This window comes from Enterobacter sichuanensis, assembly GCF_009036245.1.
GTDB classification, from domain to species: domain Bacteria; phylum Pseudomonadota; class Gammaproteobacteria; order Enterobacterales; family Enterobacteriaceae; genus Enterobacter; species Enterobacter sichuanensis.
In genome coordinates this window covers 3,532,335-3,554,468 of sequence record NZ_CP027986.1, presented here as the reverse complement: position 1 = coordinate 3,554,468, position 22,134 = coordinate 3,532,335, and the positions used below count along the sequence as shown (strand labels likewise).

Here is a 22,134-nt window from a genome sequence, read left to right as displayed (position 1 = left end):
CTATGGCGTGCTGATAACCACGGCAACCCGGCGGTTTTCAGCACGTCCTTGTGGGGTACTGTTGCTCGCAACCGGGTATTTTTGACCCAATCCCTGCGTGGTGAGATTGCTGCGCGGGATATTCGCTCCCTTCGCCCAGGCGTCGGCCACGGCATTGGCGCGTTTTAACGACAGCGCATTGTTGTAGCTTTCTTCACCGTAATTGTCCGTGTGGCCGTCCATTCGCGCGTGGTTCAGGCCGGTTTCGGCAAGGCGAGAGGCCATGGACTTGATCTGTGTTTCACTTTCCGGTCGCAGCCGGGCGTCATTTTTATCAAACAGGATGGTATCCGAGAGGCCAAGTGACCAGTCACCGTTCAGTTCGTTAAAACCGTAAGACTTCATCGCCGCGATTTGCTCAGGAGTGAATTTGCCTTCTGGCGGCGACTGACAGCCTGCCAGAACCATTGAGGCCAGAACTAACGGCGCGAAGTATCGTTTTAACATAGTGTATCCTTTCTAACTTATTGTTTTTGTACGCTGGTTTTTAACCTGGTACATATTGCGGTCAGCCCTCTCCAGTAATGCTTCCATGGAAGCATTTTCCCACGCCAGAGCAAAGCCAATGCTGAGTGACATTGATGCTTTTTGTCCGTTATGGAGATCAAACGGACGGATAAACTGCTGCGAAAGCGCAGCACAAATGTGTTGTACCTCAAGCTCAGAGTGCACGCCGTAGAGCACCATGGCAAATTCGTCACCGCCAAGGCGATATGACTGATGACGTTTGTCGCCAAACTCCATCATTCTGCTCGCCACTTCAATCAGCACGCAGTCTCCTGCCGCATGTCCCCAGGTGTCGTTAATAAACTTAAAGTTATCACCGTCGAGGAAGAGCAGGGCCGAGTTGGTTCTGGCTGAAGGGTCGTTCATTAAGGCCGCAATGCTGTTACGAAACGCCGCACGGTTGGCAAGGCCGGTGAGCGGGTCGTGCATGGCGGTCCGCAACAGCTGGGCGTTCTTGGCCTGCAGTTTTAGCTGCCACTCTTCCATCTCATCCAGAAGACTGTTGAAGTCTTCACCAAACTGGTGAAACTCTTCGATGCGGCCATCTTTCACCCTGCGGGAGAAGTTGCGGTTAGTGCGGACATCATGCACGACGTCGGTGATGTTTTGCAGGGCCGTCACCATACCGTGATGCAAAGACTGGGTAATGGTGAGTGCGACGACGGTAGCAAAAAGAATGCAGCCGGTAAGCACGGCAAACGACATCCAGATGAAATGACTGATGAGACTGTCTCGCGCGGTAAGTCGAATTTCGCCAACCATTGCGCCGTTATGCATGATGGGCTGCGCAACCGGAACGGGAAAAAGCCAGCGACTGACCAGGGCACCCAGCGTGTCGTTGTTATCCTCCGGGTTCCAGGACCAGTAAGCAAACCGCTTTTTATGCGCGTTGACCACCTCGGCCACGGCAAACTGCCCCTGTTTACCCAGGGCCGCAAGCGTTTCGTTGGCCGCCAGAGAATCGTTGAACACCAGCGAGGCTTCCAGGCTGTGGCTCATTGTTGCGCCAGTTAATTCCAGGTTCTTTTGCGCGTATTGTTTTAACGTCACAACGGAAGCAAAACAGAGCAACACCCATATTAACGTCATCGTGATGATGACGCTTATCATGCTGTTTCGCCTCAACGTTCTTTTAAACGTCGGACGTGGCGTTGAAGTGAAATCTTTATCCATGCTGCTTATTCCGTGCAAGCATTAATACATCCGGATTGACTCTAACGCCACTGCGCGTCAGCGCATCCAGATTGACGGAGAACCGTACCTGGTCGCGATCGATCATCAGGCAAAACGCGCTGCCAATTACACATTCCGGATTTTGCTCTGAGATTAAAAGTAATGCTCTGCCCTGATATTGACTTATTAATTCAAGTTGTTTGGCCGGTGATTCAGACCCGAAATAAATAGCATCGCACGTCGCGGCCAGGGCTTCCCGATCGTTACGCACAATAACGGGAGTATAAGGTAACTCGCTATGCCCCTCATTGCTGCTGAGTGCGTGAGTATAATGAGAGGTGGCGTAGACGCAGAGTTTAGGCTGTCCGGAAAGTGACGGCCATCGCGTATAGCTCACTATGCCTGAGACAATCGAACGTACCGATTTATCCGTTTCCGTGAGCGTGCCTGCCGTCGCCGGGCCCACCATAAAGAACAGCATTAGCACCAGAGTAAGTCGGAACAAAGAGTTCAAGAATGAATTTCTCACCAGAATCCGCCACAACGCTCCGGAAATAGATGTCCTTAAGAGTTGCGGGCAGAATACCATTGTTTATCAAAGCCGTCATTATGTCAGGAATAGCGTCCGGCCGACCTAAGCTAAATCCTACAGTTGTTTATTTTTCGATGAATAAAAACAGATTTAATTCAGTCTGCTGGAACGCATACTTTCATCCATTCCTTGTTGCCATGCGGTATGCAGTTTTGCGGCGTTTTCGACAGTATCGCAACTGGCAGGAAAAGATTTGCCTGCTAAACCCCAGGCGTGGATAAAGCCTTCTTCGCAAACTTTCTTCTGACCATCGGCATAGCCGCGAAGATATTCACTACGATCAACGTGTGGATCGTTAAAACTATCGGCCAGGGTCTGGTTATCTTTAACCGGCAGGCCGTTCATGGCGTCTTCTTTACCTGCATCAAACCAGGATGGACTGGTCCAGTCGGGCTGGAAAGTGTAAGGATTGATCTGGCAGCCCGATAACAACAGCGACAACAGCACAAGAGCAATTGAACGCATAGCCATTCTCCTTTTTTCTTCAGCATAGCCTGGCAAATGCTAGCTCGTATGTAATTTAATCTTTACGTTTTTACCGGCTGATATTGGCAATAAAATGGCTTCTGTAAATTAAAGTGTACGTATTTTGGATTGAAATGTTTACTTTTTATGGTATCGTGGTGTCACCTCATTGAGGAAAACAACTATCGCAAACGAGCTTTACAGGATCGCCATCATGCAAAAAGACGCGCTGAACAATGTACATATCACTGACGAACAGGTTTTAATCACGCCGGATCAACTGAAAGCGGAGTTCCCGCTGAGCGTCGCGCAGGAGGCTCAGATTGAGCACTCGCGCCAGACCATTTCTGACATCATCGCCGGCCGCGATCCGCGCCTGCTGGTGGTATGTGGTCCGTGCTCCATTCACGATCCTGAAACCGCCATTGAGTACGCTCGTCGATTTAAAGCATTAGCGGAGGAGGTCAGCGATAGCCTCTATCTGGTGATGCGCGTCTATTTTGAGAAGCCACGTACGACCGTTGGCTGGAAAGGGTTGATTAACGATCCGCACATGGATGGCTCGTTTGATGTGGAAGCAGGCCTGAAGATTGCGCGTCGCCTGTTGGTGGAGCTGGTCAGCATGGGGCTGCCGCTGGCAACCGAAGCGCTGGATCCAAACAGCCCGCAGTACCTGGGCGATCTGTTCAGCTGGTCCGCCATTGGTGCACGTACCACGGAATCACAAACCCACCGTGAGATGGCGTCTGGCCTGTCGATGCCGGTTGGCTTTAAAAACGGTACCGATGGTAGCCTGGCGACGGCGATCAACGCCATGCGCGCTGCCGCCATGCCGCACCGCTTTGTCGGTATTAACCAGGCAGGCCAGGTGTGTCTCCTGCAAACCCAGGGCAACCCGGACGGGCATGTGATCCTGCGCGGCGGTAAAGCGCCGAACTACAGCCCGGCAGATGTGGCGCAGTGTGAAAAAGAGATGGAGCAGGCGGGACTGCGCCCGGCACTGATGGTAGATTGCAGTCATGGTAATTCCAATAAAGATTACCGTCGTCAGCCTGCGGTTGCGGAATCCGTGGTCGCGCAGATCAAAGATGGCAACCGTTCGATTATCGGACTGATGATTGAGAGCAACATTCATGAAGGCAATCAATCATCTGAACAACCGCGCAGCGCAATGAAGCACGGCGTATCCGTGACGGATGCCTGCATCAGCTGGGAGACCACCGATGCCCTGCTGCGTGAGATCCATAAAGATTTAAACGGCCAGCTGGCGGCGCGTCTGGCTTAAGAGGTTAGTTATGGTTGCTGAATTGACCGCATTACGCGATCAAATTGATGAAGTGGATAAGGCGCTGCTGGATCTGCTGGCGCGCCGTATGGCGCTGGTTGCCGAAGTTGGTGAAGTAAAAAGCAAATACGGTCTGCCAATTTACGTCCCGGAGCGCGAAGCCTCCATGCTGGCCTCCCGTCGCAAAGAGGCGCAGGCGCTGGGCGTTTCGCCGGATTTGATTGAAGATGTTCTGCGTCGCGTGATGCGGGAATCCTATTCCAGCGAAAACGACAAGGGCTTCAAAACCCTCTGCCCGTCCCTGCGTCCGGTGGTGATTGTCGGCGGGGCAGGGCAGATGGGGCGTCTGTTTGAAAAAATGCTGACCCTTTCTGGCTATCAGGTACGCATTCTGGAAAAAGAGGACTGGGCACAGGCACCGGAGCTCATGAAAGATGCCGGGATGGTTATCGTCAGCGTGCCGATCCACGTGACGGAGCAGATCATCGGGAAACTTCCTCCTTTACCGAAAGACTGTATCCTGGTGGATCTGGCCTCTGTCAAAAATGGTCCGCTGCAGGCAATGCTGGCGGCGCATACCGGGCCGGTGCTGGGGCTGCACCCGATGTTTGGCCCGGACAGTGGCAGTCTGGCTAAGCAGGTGGTGGTCTACTGTGACGGTCGTCAGCCGGAAGCTTATCAGTGGTTCCTGGAACAGATTCAGGTCTGGGGCGCGCGGCTGCACCGCATCAGCGCGGTCGAACACGATCAAAACATGGCTTTCATTCAGGCGCTGCGCCACTTCGCCACGTTTGCCTATGGTCTGCATCTGGCGGAAGAGAACGTTCAGCTTGAACAGCTGCTGGCGCTCTCTTCACCGATCTATCGTCTGGAGCTGGCAATGGTCGGGCGTCTGTTTGCGCAGGATCCGCAACTGTATGCGGACATTATCATGTCCTCCGAAAACAACCTGGCGCTCATCAAGCGTTACTATCAGCGATTTGGGGAAGCCATTACGCTGCTGGAGCACGGAGACAAGCAGGCGTTTATCGACAGTTTCCGCAAGGTCGAACACTGGTTTGGCGACTACGCACAGCGTTTCCAGAGTGAGAGCCGCACGCTGTTGCGCCAGGCAAATGACAGTCGCCAGTAATGCGATGATGTATATACTGAAAGCCAGCATTGCTGGCTTTTTTCATTTTGGGGAACCGTCATGGCCGAACCGCAGTTGCTGTTCAATTACACCGGGCATCTGCCCGAATGCCCGACGTGGAGCGCAGAAGAGCGCGCACTCTACTGGGCGGATATTCTGGAAGGGGAGATCCACCGATACCATCTGCCGACCGCGGAACATACCGTGCTCTCTTTCCATGAGGAGGTGGGCTGTTTCGCACTGCGTGAGCGAGGCGGGTTTATCGTCGCTATGCGCACTGGCATCTGGCTGGCTGACAAGCATGGCCTTCTGCAGCGCAAGGTGTGCGATAACCCCTCTAATCCGCAGTTGGCGCGTTTTAATGATGGAGGAACCGACAGTCAGGGGCGCTTCTATGCGGGAACCTTCTGGGGACCGGGGGATTACAACGGCGCACTGCTGATGCGTATCGACAACGACCTGACGCCGAAAGTGATCCAGTGCGATATTCACGGGCACAACGGTTTAGCGTTTAGCCCGGATAATCAGTGGATGTTTACCTCAGACACGCCAAATGGTGTGATTTACCGTACGCCGCTCGATGCGCAGGGCGAACCGGGCAGGCGTGAGGTATTTCGTCAGTTTAAAGAGGGGGAGGGGATACCGGACGGCGCGGCAATGGATGTGGAGGGCTGCTACTGGAGCGCGCTGTTTGACGGCTGGCGTATCGCGCGTTTTTCTCCACAAGGGGAGCAGCTGGAAGAGTATGAAATGCCGGTACGTTGCCCGACGATGGTCTGTTTTGGCGGTGACGACATGAAAACGCTGTTCATCACGACCACGCGGGAAAATATGGACGCGCAGGAGGTGGCGCAGTATCCACTTTCCGGCGCCATCTTCACCCTGCCCGTTAACGTGGCAGGGATGAAGAAAAGCCGCTTTATCGAACGTTAGATGGGATCGACCGGCACGACGTTTTCACTTGGATAGCAGCCCAGCACTTTCATTGAACGGGTAATTTCACCCAGTTCGCGCAGGGCTTTCTGCATGGAAGCAGACTCCAGGTTGGCCTGGATATCAAGGTAGAACATCTCTTCCCACGGGTTCCCGTGGATCGGACGTGATTCCAGTTTCGTCATGATCAGGTTGTGGTTACGCAGCACCAGCAGGGCTTCAACCAGCGCGCCGGCCTGCTGGCCGGTCGCCATCAGCAGCGTGGTTTTGGCCGGGACCTGGTCTGACACATTAATGGCCTTGCGGGCCAGCACCACGAAGCGGGTGATGTTTTGTGTCTGGTTTGCCAGGTTGCGTTCGAGCACCTGTAAACCATACAGCGCGCCGCCCGCTTCGCTACCGAGCGCCGCGACGGTGGGGGAGTTAGCCTGCGCGACTTTTTCCATCGCCGCGGAGGTGCTTTCGGTGTACTCGATTTTCCAGTTAGGGTAGCGGTTCAGAAACTGGCTGCACTGCTGGAACGGCTGCGGGTGGCTGTAGACGGTTTCGATCTTGCTCAGGTCCGTTGAGCCAGAGACCAGCACGCAGTGATCGATAGGGATCGTCAGTTCGCCAACCAGCGACAGGCTGGTGTGCTGCAGCAAATCATAAACGTCGTTGATGGCGCCGGAGCTGGTGTTTTCAATCGGCACGACGGCGTAATCCGCCTGGCCGGTCTCGACCTGATTGAAAATATCGGCAAACTTCGCACAGCCGCTCTCAATAAATTCTTCAAAATGGCGTGCGGCATACTGACGTGCGGCCAGGTGAGAATAAGAGCCCTTCGGTCCGAGGAAGGCGATACGCGCAGAGTGCGGATTGGTTTTGTTCAGGTGCTGCTGGAGTAAAGCTTGCTGGGTCAGAACAGAGTCTTCGATGATGAGCTGGAACAACCGGGTGATGTAATGGGCATCGAGGTGATGCGCTTTACCGAGCTGAATCAGCCGCTCCAGCAGATCGCGCTCGCGGTCAATATCTCGGACCGGGCGATGGGAGTCCAGCTTGGCTTTACCCACTTCGATGGCGAGCGCGCGGCGTTCGGCCAGCAGCGCCAGTAATTTTTCATCCAGTGCGCTGATCTTAACTCGCAGATCCAGTAACGGGTTTTCCGGTGTCATAGTGTTGCCTGTCTCATTTTATCGTTATCAATAAAAAAGGCCCCCCGGTGTGGGAGGCCTTGTTGTTCGTCTTCGCATTCTTTATCACACGACGAAACGCCTCCCGTTCAGGGGAAGGTAAAAAAGAATGCGAAGAAGAACGGTGTCAGTTTCATAAGGTCATCCTGTGATTGATATCGTTAAAGTACCCGTACTGTTTTCACCCTGTCAATAAAAAACAAAAAACGCGCCCGAAGGCGCGTTGGCGGTACACTCAATTTAAAGGATTACTCTTCTTCAACTTCTTCCGCGAAGCTGGCGTCTTTCACCGATGTTGTGGCGCGACGGGCTTCACCTTTGTGTTGCACTTTATTGAGCTGCCGTTCCAGCTTGTTGATCAAATCGTTAATTGCGGTGTACATATCCTCATGTTTTGCGCTGGCGACCAGATGGCCGTTTGGAGTATTGATAGTTGCGTCAGCGATGAAACCCTGCGGCTCCTTGGACAGGATGATATGTGGATTAATCAAATGTGTTTGCCATTTATCCAGTTTGGCGAGACGGTCTGCGACGTGCTGGCGAATTGCCGGAGTAATTTCCATTTGTTTACTGGTAATGTTCATTGTCATAAATTTTACCTCTTGTCTTTCCGTCTTGGTGATTCCAGCATACCCGACCCAATGTCAAAATGTGTGATTTAGATCACGTTATTTTGTCGGTTTTTGTCAGGGAATCTTTTTTGTGAGGCAGGGCAGGAAGAGGTGAGATTTACCTTGTGGAAGGCAAAAATTGCGGTCATAGTTGACGGGATGTGTTGAGGCTAAAGCGCTTCAGCGATGCTCAGAAATGAATAAAAAAACGGCAGCCTTCGGGCTGCCGTTTTGCATTGAGGTCATATCAGGTGTTGCTGCTGTTGGCAGCAATGATTTTCGCCACTTTTTCAGCCTGGGCGGTCATCTGCATCTGACGGTACGCATTTTCCATCAGCTTCAGGCCGTCGCGCGTTGCCTGGGTATCCGGATAATCACGCAGCATACCCTCTACGCGGTTAACCACGGCAACCCATGCGCCACGGCGGGTATAGTATTCCGCCACGGAGTACTCATATTTCGCCAGACGATCTTTCAGGAACACCAGACGTTTGGTGGCGTCAGTCACGTACTGACTGTTCGGATAGCCGCGCACCAGTTTGGAGAAGTCATTGAAGGCGTCACGCGCATGCTGCGGGTCACGGTCGGAACGATCCACGCCGAAGAAGCCCTGAAGCGCACTGTCATCCAGTGCCATGTTGGTGAGACCGCGCATGTACATGACATAGTCGATGTTAGGATGAGTCGGGTTCAGACGCATGAAACGATCGATGGTTGCCTGTGCCAGCGGCAGATCGGCATTTTTATAGTATGCGTAGATGAGATCTAACTGTACCTGCTGCGAATACGGACCAAATGGATAGCGATTATCCAACGCTTCCAGTTGCGTTATCGCCTGTTTCCAGTTACCGTCCTGCAACTTTTGTTGTGCAGTCGCATAGATTTCATTCGGCGGATTGTCAGGGACCTGTTCATTTGAACCGGAGCAGCCCACCAAAGCCAGGCTCAACGTGGCCGCTGCCACCAGATATTTCATGCGCGTCATGACGTTTTGACTTTCCTCAAATGTTTGTCCGGGAGAAACTCTGTTCCTGCTCCCGATTAAGACCAGCTACAATAGCACACTATATTAAACGGCAAAGCCGTAAAACCCAACGTTAAACGAAGAAGCAGTTTATGGCACAACGAGTAGAACTCACCGCAACAGTCTCCGAAAATCAGCTCGGTCAACGCTTAGATCAGGCTTTGGCCGAATTGTTCCCTGATTATTCGCGTTCACGCATAAAAGAATGGATCCTTGACCAGCGTGTGATGGTAAACGGCAAGATCTGGGACAAACCAAAAGAGAAAGTGTTAGGTGGGGAAGCTGTCGCCATCAATGCTGAAATCGAAGAGGAAATCCGCTTCGAGCCGCAGGATATCCCACTGGACATCGTCTACGAAGATGATGACATCCTGGTGATCAACAAACCGCGCGACCTGGTGGTTCATCCGGGCGCGGGGAACCCTGACGGTACGGTACTTAACGCACTTCTCCATTATTATCCGCCCATCGCGGATGTTCCGCGCGCGGGCATTGTGCACCGTCTGGATAAAGACACGACCGGTCTGATGGTGGTCGCGAAGACTGTTCCAGCGCAGACCCGTCTGGTGGAATCGCTGCAGCTGCGCGAAATTACCCGTGAGTATGAAGCGGTAGCCATTGGGCATATGACCTCTGGTGGTACGGTGGAAGAACCAATCAGTCGTCACCCAACCAAACGTACTCATATGTCGGTGCATCCGATGGGTAAACCCGCGGTAACGCACTACCGCATTATGGAGCACTTCCGCATTCATACGCGCTTGCGTCTGCGTCTGGAAACCGGGCGTACTCACCAGATCCGTGTTCACATGGCACACATAACCCATCCGCTGGTGGGGGATCAGGTTTACGGTGGCCGTCCACGTCCGCCTAAAGGCGCATCGGATGAGTTCATCAGCGTACTGCGCAAATTCGATCGCCAGGCGCTGCACGCGACCATGCTGCGCCTTTACCATCCGATCACCGGTATTCAGATGGAGTGGCATGCGCCTATCCCACAGGATATGGTGGAACTTATTGACGCGATGCGTGCTGATTTCGAAGAACATAAGGATCAAGTGGACTGGTTATGACCAAACTGATTGTCCCGGAGTGGCCATTGCCTGAAGGCGTGGCTGCCTGCAGTTCAACCCGCACTGGCGGCGTTAGCCAGGGTGCCTGGGAGTCTTTGAACCTCGGTGCGCACTGTGGTGATGATCCTGAACATGTTGAAGAGAACCGCAGGCGCCTGTTTGCTGCAGGGAACCTGCCGTCGAAACCGGTCTGGCTTGAACAGGTTCATGGTAAAGCGGTACTGAAGTTGACGGGAGAACCCTACGCTTCTAAACGTGCTGACGCCTCTTACAGTAATACTCCGGGCACCGTTTGTGCCGTAATGACGGCCGATTGCCTGCCGGTTCTGTTTTGTAACCGTGCAGGTACCGAGGTTGCCGCAGCGCATGCGGGCTGGCGTGGTCTGTGTGAAGGCGTGCTGGAGGAGACTGTCGCCTGCTTTAAGGATGACCCCGCCAATATCATGGCCTGGCTTGGCCCGGCCATCGGTCCTCGTGCATTTGAAGTAGGACCTGAAGTCCGCGATGCTTTTATGGAAAAAGATCCGCAAGCCGTGGACGCCTTCCAGCCTTCGGGGAATAAATATCTGGCCGATATTTACCAGCTTGCCCGTCAGCGCCTGAATAATGTTGGTGTGACGCAGATTTTCGGCGGCGATCGCTGCACCTTCACCGAAAAGGGTGATTTTTTCTCTTATCGCCGCGACAAGACCACGGGGCGTATGGCAAGTTTCATTTGGCTGATATAACCTAAAGAATCAAGACGATCCGGCACGTGCTGTTTTCTTTTCACATAATTCAGGTCATTAACCTTGAATAATTGAGGGATGACCTCATTTAATCTCCAGTAGCAAATTTGACCTGTTATGGGAGGAGTTATGCGTCTGGATCGTCTTACTAATAAATTCCAGCTTGCTCTCGCCGATGCCCAGTCCCTCGCACTGGGGCACGACAACCAGTTTATCGAACCTCTTCATTTAATGAGTGCCTTGCTGAATCAGGAAGGGGGATCGGTACGTCCTTTATTAACGTCTGCTGGCATTAATGCTGGCCAGTTGCGCACCGCCATCGATCAGGCGCTGAGCCGTTTACCGCAGGTCGAAGGGACCGGCGGAGACGTGCAGCCGTCGCAGGATCTGGTGCGTGTGCTGAACCTTTGCGACAAGCTGGCGCAAAAACGTGGGGACAACTTTATTTCGTCAGAGCTGTTTGTTCTGGCGGCGCTTGAATCACGCGGTACCTTGACCGACCTGCTGAAATCTGCCGGAGCAACCACCGCCAATGTGACTCAGGCGATTGAGAAAATGCGCGGAGGTGAAAGCGTGAACGATCAGGGAGCCGAAGACCAACGTCAGGCTTTGAAGAAATTTACGGTCGATCTGACCGAACGTGCTGAGCAGGGCAAACTTGACCCGGTGATCGGCCGTGACGAAGAGATCCGCCGTACGATTCAGGTACTGCAGCGTCGTACCAAGAACAACCCGGTACTGATTGGTGAGCCGGGTGTCGGTAAAACTGCCATCGTTGAAGGGCTGGCGCAGCGTATCGTGAACGGTGAAGTGCCGGAAGGGCTGAAAGGCCGCCGCGTGCTGGCGCTGGATATGGGCGCGCTGGTGGCCGGTGCGAAATACCGCGGGGAGTTCGAAGAGCGTCTGAAAGGCGTCCTTAACGATCTCGCGAAACAGGAAGGCAACGTTATCCTGTTTATCGACGAACTGCACACCATGGTCGGTGCTGGTAAGGCGGACGGCGCGATGGATGCCGGGAACATGCTGAAACCTGCGCTGGCGCGCGGTGAACTTCACTGCGTCGGTGCTACTACGCTTGATGAGTACCGTCAGTACATTGAAAAAGATGCTGCGCTGGAACGTCGTTTCCAGAAAGTGTTTGTCGCTGAGCCAAGCGTTGAAGATACCATCGCGATTTTACGTGGTCTGAAAGAACGCTATGAACTGCACCACCATGTGCAGATCACTGACCCGGCCATCGTGGCGGCTGCGACGCTTTCGCATCGTTACATCGCCGACCGTCAGTTGCCCGATAAGGCCATCGACCTGATTGATGAAGCAGCTTCAAGCATTCGTATGCAGATTGACTCGAAACCGGAAGAGCTAGACAGACTTGACCGACGCATCATTCAGCTCAAGCTGGAACAGCAGGCGCTGAAGAAAGAGTCTGATGAAGCCAGTAAGAAACGCCTGGATATGCTCAATGAAGAACTGGACGATAAAGAGCGCCAGTATTCCGAGCTGGAAGAAGAATGGAAAGCCGAGAAAGCTTCCCTGTCCGGTACGCAGACAATTAAAGCTGAACTCGAACAGGCAAAAATTGCCATTGAGCAGGCGCGACGCGTGGGCGACCTGGCGCGAATGTCCGAGCTGCAGTACGGCAAAATTCCTGAGCTGGAAAAACAGCTTGAGATTGCGACGCAATCGGAAGGTAAAACGATGCGTCTGTTGCGTAATAAAGTCACGGATGCCGAGATTGCTGAAGTCCTTGCTCGCTGGACCGGCATTCCGGTAGCACGCATGCTTGAAGGTGAGCGTGAAAAACTGCTGCGCATGGAGAACGATCTCCACAATCGGGTGATTGGCCAGAACGAGGCGGTTGAGGCGGTATCGAATGCTATTCGTCGTAGCCGTGCAGGGCTGTCCGACCCGAATCGTCCGATTGGTTCCTTCCTGTTCCTGGGGCCGACCGGTGTCGGTAAGACCGAGCTGTGTAAAGCGCTGGCTAACTTTATGTTCGACAGCGATGATGCAATGGTCCGTATCGACATGTCCGAGTTTATGGAAAAACACGCCGTTTCGCGTCTGGTCGGTGCGCCTCCGGGATACGTTGGTTATGAAGAGGGTGGGTACCTGACAGAAGCGGTGCGTCGTCGTCCTTATTCCGTCATCCTGCTGGATGAGGTGGAAAAAGCGCATCCGGATGTGTTCAACATTCTGCTTCAGGTCCTGGACGATGGTCGTCTGACAGACGGACAGGGGAGAACGGTCGATTTCCGTAATACGGTTGTCATCATGACCTCGAACCTGGGCTCCGATTTGATTCAGGAACGTTTCGGTGAACTGGACTACAGCCATATGAAGGATCTGGTGCTGGGTGTGGTAAGCCATAACTTCCGTCCGGAGTTCATCAACCGTATTGATGAAGTGGTGGTGTTCCATCCGCTGGGTGAGAAACACATTGCGTCGATTGCGCAGATCCAGCTGCAGCGTCTGTATAAACGTCTGGAAGAACGTGGATATGAAATTCACATCTCCGATGAAGCGCTGAAACTGCTGAGTAAAAATGGTTACGATCCGGTTTACGGTGCGCGTCCATTAAAACGTGCTATCCAGCAGCAGATCGAAAACCCGCTGGCGCAGCAGATCCTTTCCGGGGAGCTGATTCCAGGAAAAGTTATTCGCCTGGAAGCCAACGACGATCGCATTGTGGCAGTGCAGTAGGTCACAAAACGCAAAAACGAGCCGCTTGCGGCTCGTTTTTGTTTAAAAACCAGGCGAGAATTGAGGTCTGGAGTCAGATTTGCCTGGAAAGTGAGCAGTCAGTAAATAATTTTCACTTTATCCTTGCAGGTTCGGAATTACTCCCTATAATGCGCCTCCACTGACACGGAACAACGGCACACACGCCGCCGGGTCAGCAGAGAAAAGCGAAAATAAGCGCTTGACTCTGAAGCGGGAAAGCGTAATATGCACACCCCGCGCCGCAGCGAAAACGAAGCGGCACTGCTCTTTAACAATTTATCAGACAATCTGTGTGGGCACTCAAAGTGACATGGATTCTTAATGTCTTCGGACAATAAATGAATACCAAGTCTCTGAGTGAACATGCGTAATTCATTACGAAGTTTAATTCACGAGCATCAAACTTAAATTGAAGAGTTTGATCATGGCTCAGATTGAACGCTGGCGGCAGGCCTAACACATGCAAGTCGAACGGTAGCACAGAGAGCTTGCTCTCGGGTGACGAGTGGCGGACGGGTGAGTAATGTCTGGGAAACTGCCTGATGGAGGGGGATAACTACTGGAAACGGTAGCTAATACCGCATAACGTCGCAAGACCAAAGAGGGGACCTTCGGGCCTCTTGCCATCAGATGTGCCCAGATGGGATTAGCTAGTAGGTGAGGTAACGGCTCACCTAGGCGACGATCCCTAGCTGGTCTGAGAGGATGACCAGCCACACTGGAACTGAGACACGGTCCAGACTCCTACGGGAGGCAGCAGTGGGGAATATTGCACAATGGGCGCAAGCCTGATGCAGCCATGCCGCGTGTATGAAGAAGGCCTTCGGGTTGTAAAGTACTTTCAGCGGGGAGGAAGGCGTTGAGGTTAATAACCTCAGCGATTGACGTTACCCGCAGAAGAAGCACCGGCTAACTCCGTGCCAGCAGCCGCGGTAATACGGAGGGTGCAAGCGTTAATCGGAATTACTGGGCGTAAAGCGCACGCAGGCGGTCTGTCAAGTCGGATGTGAAATCCCCGGGCTCAACCTGGGAACTGCATTCGAAACTGGCAGGCTAGAGTCTTGTAGAGGGGGGTAGAATTCCAGGTGTAGCGGTGAAATGCGTAGAGATCTGGAGGAATACCGGTGGCGAAGGCGGCCCCCTGGACAAAGACTGACGCTCAGGTGCGAAAGCGTGGGGAGCAAACAGGATTAGATACCCTGGTAGTCCACGCCGTAAACGATGTCGACTTGGAGGTTGTGCCCTTGAGGCGTGGCTTCCGGAGCTAACGCGTTAAGTCGACCGCCTGGGGAGTACGGCCGCAAGGTTAAAACTCAAATGAATTGACGGGGGCCCGCACAAGCGGTGGAGCATGTGGTTTAATTCGATGCAACGCGAAGAACCTTACCTACTCTTGACATCCAGAGAACTTTCCAGAGATGGATTGGTGCCTTCGGGAACTCTGAGACAGGTGCTGCATGGCTGTCGTCAGCTCGTGTTGTGAAATGTTGGGTTAAGTCCCGCAACGAGCGCAACCCTTATCCTTTGTTGCCAGCGGTCCGGCCGGGAACTCAAAGGAGACTGCCAGTGATAAACTGGAGGAAGGTGGGGATGACGTCAAGTCATCATGGCCCTTACGAGTAGGGCTACACACGTGCTACAATGGCGCATACAAAGAGAAGCGACCTCGCGAGAGCAAGCGGACCTCATAAAGTGCGTCGTAGTCCGGATTGGAGTCTGCAACTCGACTCCATGAAGTCGGAATCGCTAGTAATCGTAGATCAGAATGCTACGGTGAATACGTTCCCGGGCCTTGTACACACCGCCCGTCACACCATGGGAGTGGGTTGCAAAAGAAGTAGGTAGCTTAACCTTCGGGAGGGCGCTTACCACTTTGTGATTCATGACTGGGGTGAAGTCGTAACAAGGTAACCGTAGGGGAACCTGCGGTTGGATCACCTCCTTACCTTAAAGAACCTGCCTTTGTAGTGCTCACACAGATTGTCTGATGAAAAGTAAACAGCAAGGCGTCTTGCGATTGAGACTGACACGTCCCCTTCGTCTAGAGGCCCAGGACACCGCCCTTTCACGGCGGTAACAGGGGTTCGAATCCCCTAGGGGACGCCACTTGCTGGTTCGTGAGTGAAAGTCACCTGCCGTCATATCTCAAAACTGACTTGCGAGTCACGTTTGAGATATTTGCTCTTTAAAAATCTGGATCAAGCTGAAAATTGAAACGACACACATGTTATGTGTGTTCGAGTCTCTCAAATTTTCGCAATCATGAAGTGAAACATCTTCGGGTTGTGAGGTTAAGCGACTAAGCGTACACGGTGGATGCCCTGGCAGTCAGAGGCGATGAAGGACGTGCTAATCTGCGAAAAGCGCCGGCGAGGTGATATGAACCTTTGACCCGGCGATGTCCGAATGGGGAAACCCAGTGTGTTCCGACACACTATCGTTAACTGAATACATAGGTTAACGAGGCGAACCGGGGGAACTGAAACATCTAAGTACCCCGAGGAAAAGAAATCAACCGAGATTCCCCCAGTAGCGGCGAGCGAACGGGGAGCAGCCCAGAGTCTGAATCAGCTTGTGTGTTAGTGGAACGGTCTGGAAAGTCCGACGGTACAGGGTGATAGTCCCGTACACGAAAATGCACAGGCTGTGAACTCGAAGAGTAGGGCGGGACACGTGGTATCCTGTCTGAATATGGGGGGACCATCCTCCAAGGCTAAATACTCCTGACTGACCGATAGTGAACCAGTACCGTGAGGGAAAGGCGAAAAGAACCCCGGCGAGGGAGTGAAAAAGAACCTGAAACCGTGTACGTACAAGCAGTGGGAGCACCTTCGGGTGTGACTGCGTACCTTTTGTATAATGGGTCAGCGACTTATATTCTGTAGCAAGGTTAACCGTATAGGGGAGCCGAAGGGAAACCGAGTCTTAACTGGGCGTTAAGTTGCAGGGTATAGACCCGAAACCCGGTGATCTAGCCATGGGCAGGTTGAAGGTTGGGTAACACTAACTGGAGGACCGAACCGACTAATGTTGAAAAATTAGCGGATGACTTGTGGCTGGGGTGAAAGGCCAATCAAACCGGGAGATAGCTGGTTCTCCCCGAAAGCTATTTAGGTAGCGCCTCGTGAACTCATCTTCGGGGGTAGAGCACTGTTTCGGCTAGGGGGCCATCCCGGCTTACCAACCCGATGCAAACTACGAATACCGAAGAATGTTATCACGGGAGACACACGGCGGGTGCTAACGTCCGTCGTGAAGAGGGAAACAACCCAGACCGCCAGCTAAGGTCCCAAAGTCATGGTTAAGTGGGAAACGATGTGGGAAGGCACAGACAGCCAGGATGTTGGCTTAGAAGCAGCCATCATTTAAAGAAAGCGTAATAGCTCACTGGTCGAGTCGGCCTGCGCGGAAGATGTAACGGGGCTAAACCATGCACCGAAGCTGCGGCAGCGACACTATGTGTTGTTGGGTAGGGGAGCGTTCTGTAAGCCGTTGAAGGTGGCCTGTGAGGGCTGCTGGAGGTATCAGAAGTGCGAATGCTGACATAAGTAACGATAAAGCGGGTGAAAAGCCCGCTCGCCGGAAGACCAAGGGTTCCTGTCCAACGTTAATCGGGGCAGGGTGAGTCGACCCCTAAGGCGAGGCCGAAAGGCGTAGTCGATGGGAAACAGGTTAATATTCCTGTACTTGGTGTTACTGCGAAGGGGGACGGAGAAGGCTATGTTAGCCGGGCGACGGTTGTCCCGGTTTAAGCATGTAGGCGGAGGTTCCAGGTAAATCCGGTACCTTTTAACGCTGAGGTGTGATGACGAGGCACTACGGTGCTGAAGTAACAAATGCCCTGCTTCCAGGAAAAGCCTCTAAGCATCAGGTAACATCAAATCGTACCCCAAACCGACACAGGTGGTCAGGTAGAGAATACCAAGGCGCTTGAGAGAACTCGGGTGAAGGAACTAGGCAAAATGGTGCCGTAACTTCGGGAGAAGGCACGCTGATATGTAGGTGAAGCCCCTGCGGGTGGAGCTGAAATCAGTCGAAGATACCAGCTGGCTGCAACTGTTTATTAAAAACACAGCACTGTGCAAACACGAAAGTGGACGTATACGGTGTGACGCCTGCCCGGTGCCGGAAGGTTAATTGATGGGGTTAGCGGCAACGCGAAGCTCTTGATCGAAGCCCCGGTAAACGGCGGCCGTAACTATAACGGTCCTAAGGTAGCGAAATTCCTTGTCGGGTAAGTTCCGACCTGCACGAATGGCGTAATGATGGCCAGGCTGTCTCCACCCGAGACTCAGTGAAATTGAACTCGCTGTGAAGATGCAGTGTACCCGCGGCAAGACGGAAAGACCCCGTGAACCTTTACTATAGCTTGACACTGAACACTGGTCCTTGATGTGTAGGATAGGTGGGAGGCTTTGAAGTGTGGACGCCAGTCTGCATGGAGCCGTCCTTGAAATACCACCCTTTAATGGCTGGTGTTCTAACGTAGACCCGTAATCCGGGTTGCGGACAGTGTCTGGTGGGTAGTTTGACTGGGGCGGTCTCCTCCCAAAGAGTAACGGAGGAGCACGAAGGTTAGCTAATCCTGGTCGGACATCAGGAGGTTAGTGCAATGGCATAAGCTAGCTTGACTGCGAGAGTGACGGCTCGAGCAGGTGCGAAAGCAGGTCATAGTGATCCGGTGGTTCTGAATGGAAGGGCCATCGCTCAACGGATAAAAGGTACTCCGGGGATAACAGGCTGATACCGCCCAAGAGTTCATATCGACGGCGGTGTTTGGCACCTCGATGTCGGCTCATCACATCCTGGGGCTGAAGTAGGTCCCAAGGGTATGGCTGTTCGCCATTTAAAGTGGTACGCGAGCTGGGTTTAGAACGTCGTGAGACAGTTCGGTCCCTATCTGCCGTGGGCGCTGGAGAATTGAGGGGGCTGCTCCTAGTACGAGAGGACCGGAGTGGACGCATCACTGGTGTTCGGGTTGTCATGCCAATGGCACTGCCCGGTAGCTAAATGCGGAAGAGATAAGTGCTGAAAGCATCTAAGCACGAAACTTGCCCCGAGATGAGTTCTCCCTGAGACTTTAAGTCTCCTGAAGGAACGTTGAAGACGACGACGTTGATAGGTCGGGTGTGTAAGCGCAGCGATGCGTTGAGCTAACCGATACTAATGAACCGTGAGGCTTAACCTTACAACGCCGAAGATGTTTTGGCGAAGAGACGACACAAGTTTCAGCTTTGATACAGATTAAACAGAATTTGCCTGGCGGCTTTAGCGCGGTGGTCCCACCTGACCCCATGCCGAACTCAGAAGTGAAACGCCGTAGCGCCGATGGTAGTGTGGGGTCTCCCCATGTGAGAGTAGGGAACTGCCAGGCATCAATTTAGAAAAACCCCGTACCGTAAGGTGCGGGGTTTTTTGCTTTGTGTTTTTACTGCTCTGGCCTTTCTCTTAATCCCTTATCCTGCTAATGGAATGTGTGATCTTTGTCTCAATGTTATTTATAACAAAATTATAACATTTCATTTACGAGGTAATTGAGTTTCAGGACTCAATACGCCGTAGTCTATGGCAGGAGCATAATCACAATGACAGAAAGCATTACATCAAACGGGACGCTGGCTAACAGTGATACCCGAAGAAGGGTATGGGCCATCGTCAGCGCCTCTTCAGGGAACCTGGTTGAATGGTTCGACTTTTACGTCTACTCATTCTGTTCACTCTATTTCGCTCATATATTCTTCCCATCCGGCAACACCACTACACAACTCCTACAAACAGCGGGTGTATTTGCTGCAGGATTCTTAATGCGACCCATTGGTGGCTGGTTGTTCGGCCGCATTGCGGATCGTCAGGGGCGTAAGGCCTCCATGCTGATTTCGGTCTGTATGATGTGTTTTGGCTCTCTGGTGATCGCCTGCTTACCGGGCTATGAATCGATTGGTACCTGGGCACCGGCGCTACTTTTACTGGCCCGCTTATTCCAGGGATTATCAGTGGGGGGCGAATACGGTACCAGTGCGACCTACATGAGTGAGATTGCACTGGAAGGACGGAAAGGCTTTTACGCCTCATTCCAGTATGTCACGCTGATTGGCGGTCAACTGCTGGCCATTCTTGTGGTTGTGATCCTGCAGCAGATCCTGACGGATGAACAGCTTCACACCTGGGGCTGGCGGATCCCGTTCGCAATGGGAGCCGCGCTGGCGATCGTTGCACTTTGGCTACGCCGTCAGTTAGATGAAACTTCTCAGAAAGAGGTCAGGACGTTGAAGGAAGCGGGAACGTTTAAAGGATTATGGCGTAACCGCAAAGCTTTTCTTATGGTGCTGGGCTTTACTGCAGGGGGCTCTCTCAGTTTTTACACGTTTACCACCTATATGCAAAAGTACCTGGTGAACACCACCGGGATGCACGCCAACGTTGCCAGCGTTGTCATGACTGTAGCGCTGTTTGTCTTTATGCTCATACAACCAATCATTGGGGCGCTCTCGGATAAAATTGGCCGACGAACGTCGATGCTTATTTTTGGTGGATTATCGGCGCTCTGTACCGTTCCTGTTTTGACTGCCCTTCAGCATGTCTCCTCACCGTATGCTGCATTTGCGCTGGTTATGCTGGCTCTGGTGATTGTCAGTTTCTACACCTCGATCAGCGGGATACTGAAAGCCGAAATGTTCCCGGCGCAGGTACGTGCTTTAGGGGTAGGGCTCTCTTATGCGGTCGCCAACGCGTTGTTTGGCGGATCGGCGGAGTATGTTGCGTTGTCTTTTAAATCATGGGGAAGCGAAACGACATTCTTCTGGTACGTAACGGGAATGGGGGCGCTGGCCTTTATTGTCTCTCTGATGTTGCATCGCAAAGGGAAAGGCATTCGGCTTTAATAGTGCGCCATCTGCCACACGGCATAGCCGGTCGTTGCGCCAGCGACGTCCCAGGCGAAATCTTTCCAGCTCCAGCCGCTCCCTGCGGGGCGGCTATCCCACAGCTCTTTTGACGCCCCAAGCCCGACTGAGAACATTAGCCCAATCGTCGCGCTCCGATCCTGGCTGTATCCCTGATGCTGCGCATACTCATTACCGGCGGCGGACAGCATAGCGGAAGCGAGAAAATGTTGTGCTTTATCCTGTCCGGACCAGTTATCGTTGGCTATATGGCTACAGCCACTCAGTAAGATCACGCTCAGCAACAGAGGAATACGCATCAACGGGCTCCATAAAAAAGCCCTGCGATGGCAGGGCCTGGGTATTACAGAATACGGCTGATAAGTCGGTCGATACGGATTCGACGTAAGCGGCGAATAAGCTTGCGAACTTTCACCGGATAATCGGCAATACTCTGCAGTTCGCGGTAGTGATTCACCACGGTTGTATGCGTGCGAATCAGTTCCAGCTCACGTTCACGCTTTGCGGCTAATTCATGCTGAGGGTCATGGATCAGGATAGCGTTTTCCAGATCCAGTCGCCACGCGCGTGGGTTCAGGTTGTTACCTGTCAGCAGCATCCACTCATCGTCTACCCACATGCCTTTCAGATGGTAACTGTTGTCTTCATCTTTCCAGAGACGCACAACCAGTTGGTCGGTATTAACGTAGTATTGTAAACGGCTCAGGAAACGGCGCAGGTTAATCTCATAGAGATAAGGCAGCGCACCGATAATTTTGAACGGTTGATCTTCAGGAATGAAGAAGTCGTTTGCGGTTTTATCACCGACGATGATTTCCACTTTTTTGCCGTCGCGCAGTAGCTGAATGATATTGCGCACCAGCACGGCAGGAAGGTTGAAGTACGGCGTACAAATGGTGAGTTTCTGCTCCGCGCACGGCATCAGATGGAAGATCGTTTTGTTCAGCTGGCTGGATTTGCCGAGCCCGACCAGCGGGGTAACGGATAACTCTTCGTTGTTTGCATCACCCTGGAAATGATAGACCGCATCACGCAGCTCCTGACGGAAGGCGCGAACATCATTTTTGATCTCCGGGCTTTTAGGACGCTCAGGATCGTCAAGTCGATTAACGCCACGGCCATGAACCAGATTTTTATCAACCCAGTTAAACATGATATCGGCCATCTGCGGATTGCGAATCAGATGGTAACGGTCGTAGCGATACTTATCGAGCTGATGCAGGTAAACATCATTCAGACTGGCGCCGCTGTAAAGCACGCTGTCATCGATGATAAAGCCTTTGAAATGAAGGACGCCGAGCGCCTCACGGGTATTGACTGGCACGCCATAAACAGGCACATCAACGCCAGGATTTTCCTGCGCCGTGCGGCAATACCAGTCAGCATTGGTGTTTGAAGCGGCAGCGCCAATACGGCCTCGCTGAGCGCGATGCCAGTCCACCAGCACGCGAACATCCAGCTCTGGACGCTGACGTTTGGCTTCATAAAGTGCGTTCAGGATCGCACGCCCGCCTTCATCTTGTTCAAGATACAGCGCCACAATGCAAATGCGTCGCGTGGCACTGGCAATCTTTTCCAGAAGCGTCTCCCGAAAATGCGCGGGAGCGTAAAAGAACTCTACATCATCAACTGACTGAGAAATCTTCGGTAGTTGAGCAAGGTGTTGTTGATGTTTATTACGCTTAAATTTTGACAACATCACAGTGCGTTTCTTCTCTGTTCATTGAAGGGTTGTTTGTACCATGCAAACAACATAAGCGGACAATGATAC

17 protein-coding genes, 1 tRNA gene, 3 rRNA genes and 1 other annotated feature are annotated in these 22,134 nt (G+C 52.8%); of the genes, 11 read left to right on the top strand and 10 right to left on the bottom strand.

Going from position 1 to position 22,134, the window contains the following annotated elements; all coding sequences use genetic code 11:
* From C1N69_RS17070 to C1N69_RS17055, 4 genes are all read right to left on the bottom strand, one after another.
* Entirely contained in the window at nt 1-486 is a 486-nt protein-coding gene (locus C1N69_RS17070; protein WP_025759259.1) for an OmpA family protein, read from the bottom strand.
* A gap of 12 nt (nt 487-498) precedes the next feature.
* A complete protein-coding gene (gene dgcN, locus C1N69_RS17065; RefSeq protein WP_045286631.1) occupies nt 499-1,719 on the bottom strand; it encodes a diguanylate cyclase DgcN/YfiN in 1,221 nt (406 codons plus the stop codon).
* Nucleotides 1,712-2,200 (bottom strand): regulatory sequestration protein YfiR, encoded by a 489-nt coding sequence (gene yfiR / locus C1N69_RS17060; protein WP_224753061.1) that lies wholly within the window; start codon nt 2,198-2,200, stop codon nt 1,712-1,714. Before yfiR ends, dgcN begins: the two co-directional genes overlap by 8 nt.
* 201 nt (nt 2,201-2,401) lie before the next feature.
* A complete protein-coding gene (locus C1N69_RS17055) occupies nt 2,402-2,776 on the bottom strand; it encodes a DUF2799 domain-containing protein (RefSeq protein WP_025759255.1) in 375 nt (124 codons plus the stop codon).
* 214 nt (nt 2,777-2,990) lie between these two features.
* On the opposite strand from C1N69_RS17055, the gene aroF reads away from it, so the two are divergent.
* Genes aroF through C1N69_RS17040 form a run of 3 tightly spaced genes read left to right on the top strand, consistent with a single transcriptional unit; the run spans nt 2,991 to nt 6,126 of the window.
* Nucleotides 2,991-4,061 (top strand): 3-deoxy-7-phosphoheptulonate synthase AroF, encoded by a 1,071-nt coding sequence (aroF, locus tag C1N69_RS17050; RefSeq protein WP_025759254.1) that lies wholly within the window; start codon nt 2,991-2,993, stop codon nt 4,059-4,061.
* A 10-nt stretch (nt 4,062-4,071) separates the two neighbouring features.
* A complete protein-coding gene (gene tyrA, locus C1N69_RS17045; RefSeq protein WP_025759253.1) occupies nt 4,072-5,193 on the top strand; it encodes a bifunctional chorismate mutase/prephenate dehydrogenase in 1,122 nt (373 codons plus the stop codon).
* 60 nt (nt 5,194-5,253) lie between these two features.
* The gene (locus tag C1N69_RS17040) at nt 5,254-6,126 is read left to right on the top strand and encodes an SMP-30/gluconolactonase/LRE family protein (RefSeq protein WP_025759251.1); all 873 of its coding nucleotides are present in this window, start codon (nt 5,254-5,256) and stop codon (nt 6,124-6,126) included.
* Here the strand turns inward: C1N69_RS17040 and pheA are convergent.
* The 4 genes from pheA to bamD form a co-directional block, all read right to left on the bottom strand.
* Nucleotides 6,123-7,283: a bifunctional chorismate mutase/prephenate dehydratase gene (gene pheA / locus C1N69_RS17035; RefSeq protein WP_155031574.1), complete on the bottom strand. Its 1,161-nt coding sequence runs from the start codon at nt 7,281-7,283 to the stop codon at nt 6,123-6,125. The two genes, C1N69_RS17040 and pheA, sit on opposite strands and share 4 nt — an antisense overlap.
* A gap of 30 nt (nt 7,284-7,313) precedes the next feature.
* Nucleotides 7,314-7,439, bottom strand: a sequence feature (Phe leader region).
* Complete coding sequence (pheL, locus tag C1N69_RS17030; protein ID WP_100249759.1) at nt 7,391-7,438, bottom strand: pheA operon leader peptide PheL; 48 nt, start codon at nt 7,436-7,438, stop codon at nt 7,391-7,393. (Overlaps the previous feature by 48 nt.)
* Nucleotides 7,440-7,549: 110 nt before the next feature.
* Nucleotides 7,550-7,891, bottom strand: coding sequence for a ribosome-associated translation inhibitor RaiA (gene raiA, locus C1N69_RS17025; RefSeq protein ID WP_008502470.1), 342 nt, complete (start codon nt 7,889-7,891; stop codon nt 7,550-7,552).
* Nucleotides 7,892-8,159: 268 nt separating this feature from the next.
* Nucleotides 8,160-8,897 (bottom strand): outer membrane protein assembly factor BamD, encoded by a 738-nt coding sequence (bamD, locus tag C1N69_RS17020; protein ID WP_023308867.1) that lies wholly within the window; start codon nt 8,895-8,897, stop codon nt 8,160-8,162.
* 131 nt (nt 8,898-9,028) lie between these two features.
* Here bamD and rluD point away from each other — a divergent pair, with 131 nt between their 5' ends.
* The 8 genes from rluD (at nt 9,029) to C1N69_RS16980 (ending at nt 20,342) form a co-directional block, all read left to right on the top strand.
* Nucleotides 9,029-10,009, top strand: a complete 981-nt coding sequence (gene rluD, locus C1N69_RS17015) for a 23S rRNA pseudouridine(1911/1915/1917) synthase RluD (RefSeq protein ID WP_025759248.1) — start codon at nt 9,029-9,031, stop codon at nt 10,007-10,009.
* On the top strand, nt 10,006-10,737 hold the full coding sequence (yfiH, locus tag C1N69_RS17010; RefSeq protein WP_025759247.1) for a purine nucleoside phosphorylase YfiH: 732 nt from the start codon (nt 10,006-10,008) through the stop codon (nt 10,735-10,737). The genes rluD and yfiH overlap by 4 nt, the downstream gene beginning before the upstream one ends.
* Nucleotides 10,738-10,866: 129 nt before the next feature.
* Complete coding sequence (gene clpB / locus C1N69_RS17005) at nt 10,867-13,440, top strand: ATP-dependent chaperone ClpB (protein WP_025759246.1); 2,574 nt, start codon at nt 10,867-10,869, stop codon at nt 13,438-13,440.
* A 427-nt stretch (nt 13,441-13,867) separates the two neighbouring features.
* Nucleotides 13,868-15,406: ribosomal RNA gene (locus C1N69_RS17000) — 16S ribosomal RNA — on the top strand.
* Between the two features lie 85 nt (nt 15,407-15,491).
* Nucleotides 15,492-15,567: transfer RNA gene (locus C1N69_RS16995), tRNA-Glu, on the top strand.
* 183 nt (nt 15,568-15,750) lie between these two features.
* Nucleotides 15,751-18,649, top strand: a 23S ribosomal RNA gene (locus C1N69_RS16990).
* Between the two features lie 70 nt (nt 18,650-18,719).
* Nucleotides 18,720-18,835: ribosomal RNA gene (rrf, locus tag C1N69_RS16985) — 5S ribosomal RNA — on the top strand.
* The 16S, 23S and 5S rRNA genes sit together here with 1 tRNA gene alongside, the layout of an rRNA operon.
* A 211-nt stretch (nt 18,836-19,046) precedes the next feature.
* Nucleotides 19,047-20,342: an MFS transporter gene (locus C1N69_RS16980; protein ID WP_047959264.1), complete on the top strand. Its 1,296-nt coding sequence runs from the start codon at nt 19,047-19,049 to the stop codon at nt 20,340-20,342.
* Here the strand turns inward: C1N69_RS16980 and C1N69_RS16975 are convergent.
* Both C1N69_RS16975 and pssA read right to left on the bottom strand, forming a co-directional pair.
* Nucleotides 20,339-20,662, bottom strand: coding sequence for a YfiM family lipoprotein (locus C1N69_RS16975; RefSeq protein WP_155031573.1), 324 nt, complete (start codon nt 20,660-20,662; stop codon nt 20,339-20,341). The two genes, C1N69_RS16980 and C1N69_RS16975, sit on opposite strands and share 4 nt — an antisense overlap.
* Before the next feature lie 44 nt (nt 20,663-20,706).
* Nucleotides 20,707-22,062 (bottom strand): CDP-diacylglycerol--serine O-phosphatidyltransferase, encoded by a 1,356-nt coding sequence (pssA, locus tag C1N69_RS16970; protein WP_025757622.1) that lies wholly within the window; start codon nt 22,060-22,062, stop codon nt 20,707-20,709.
* Nucleotides 22,063-22,134: the final 72 nt, after the last annotated feature.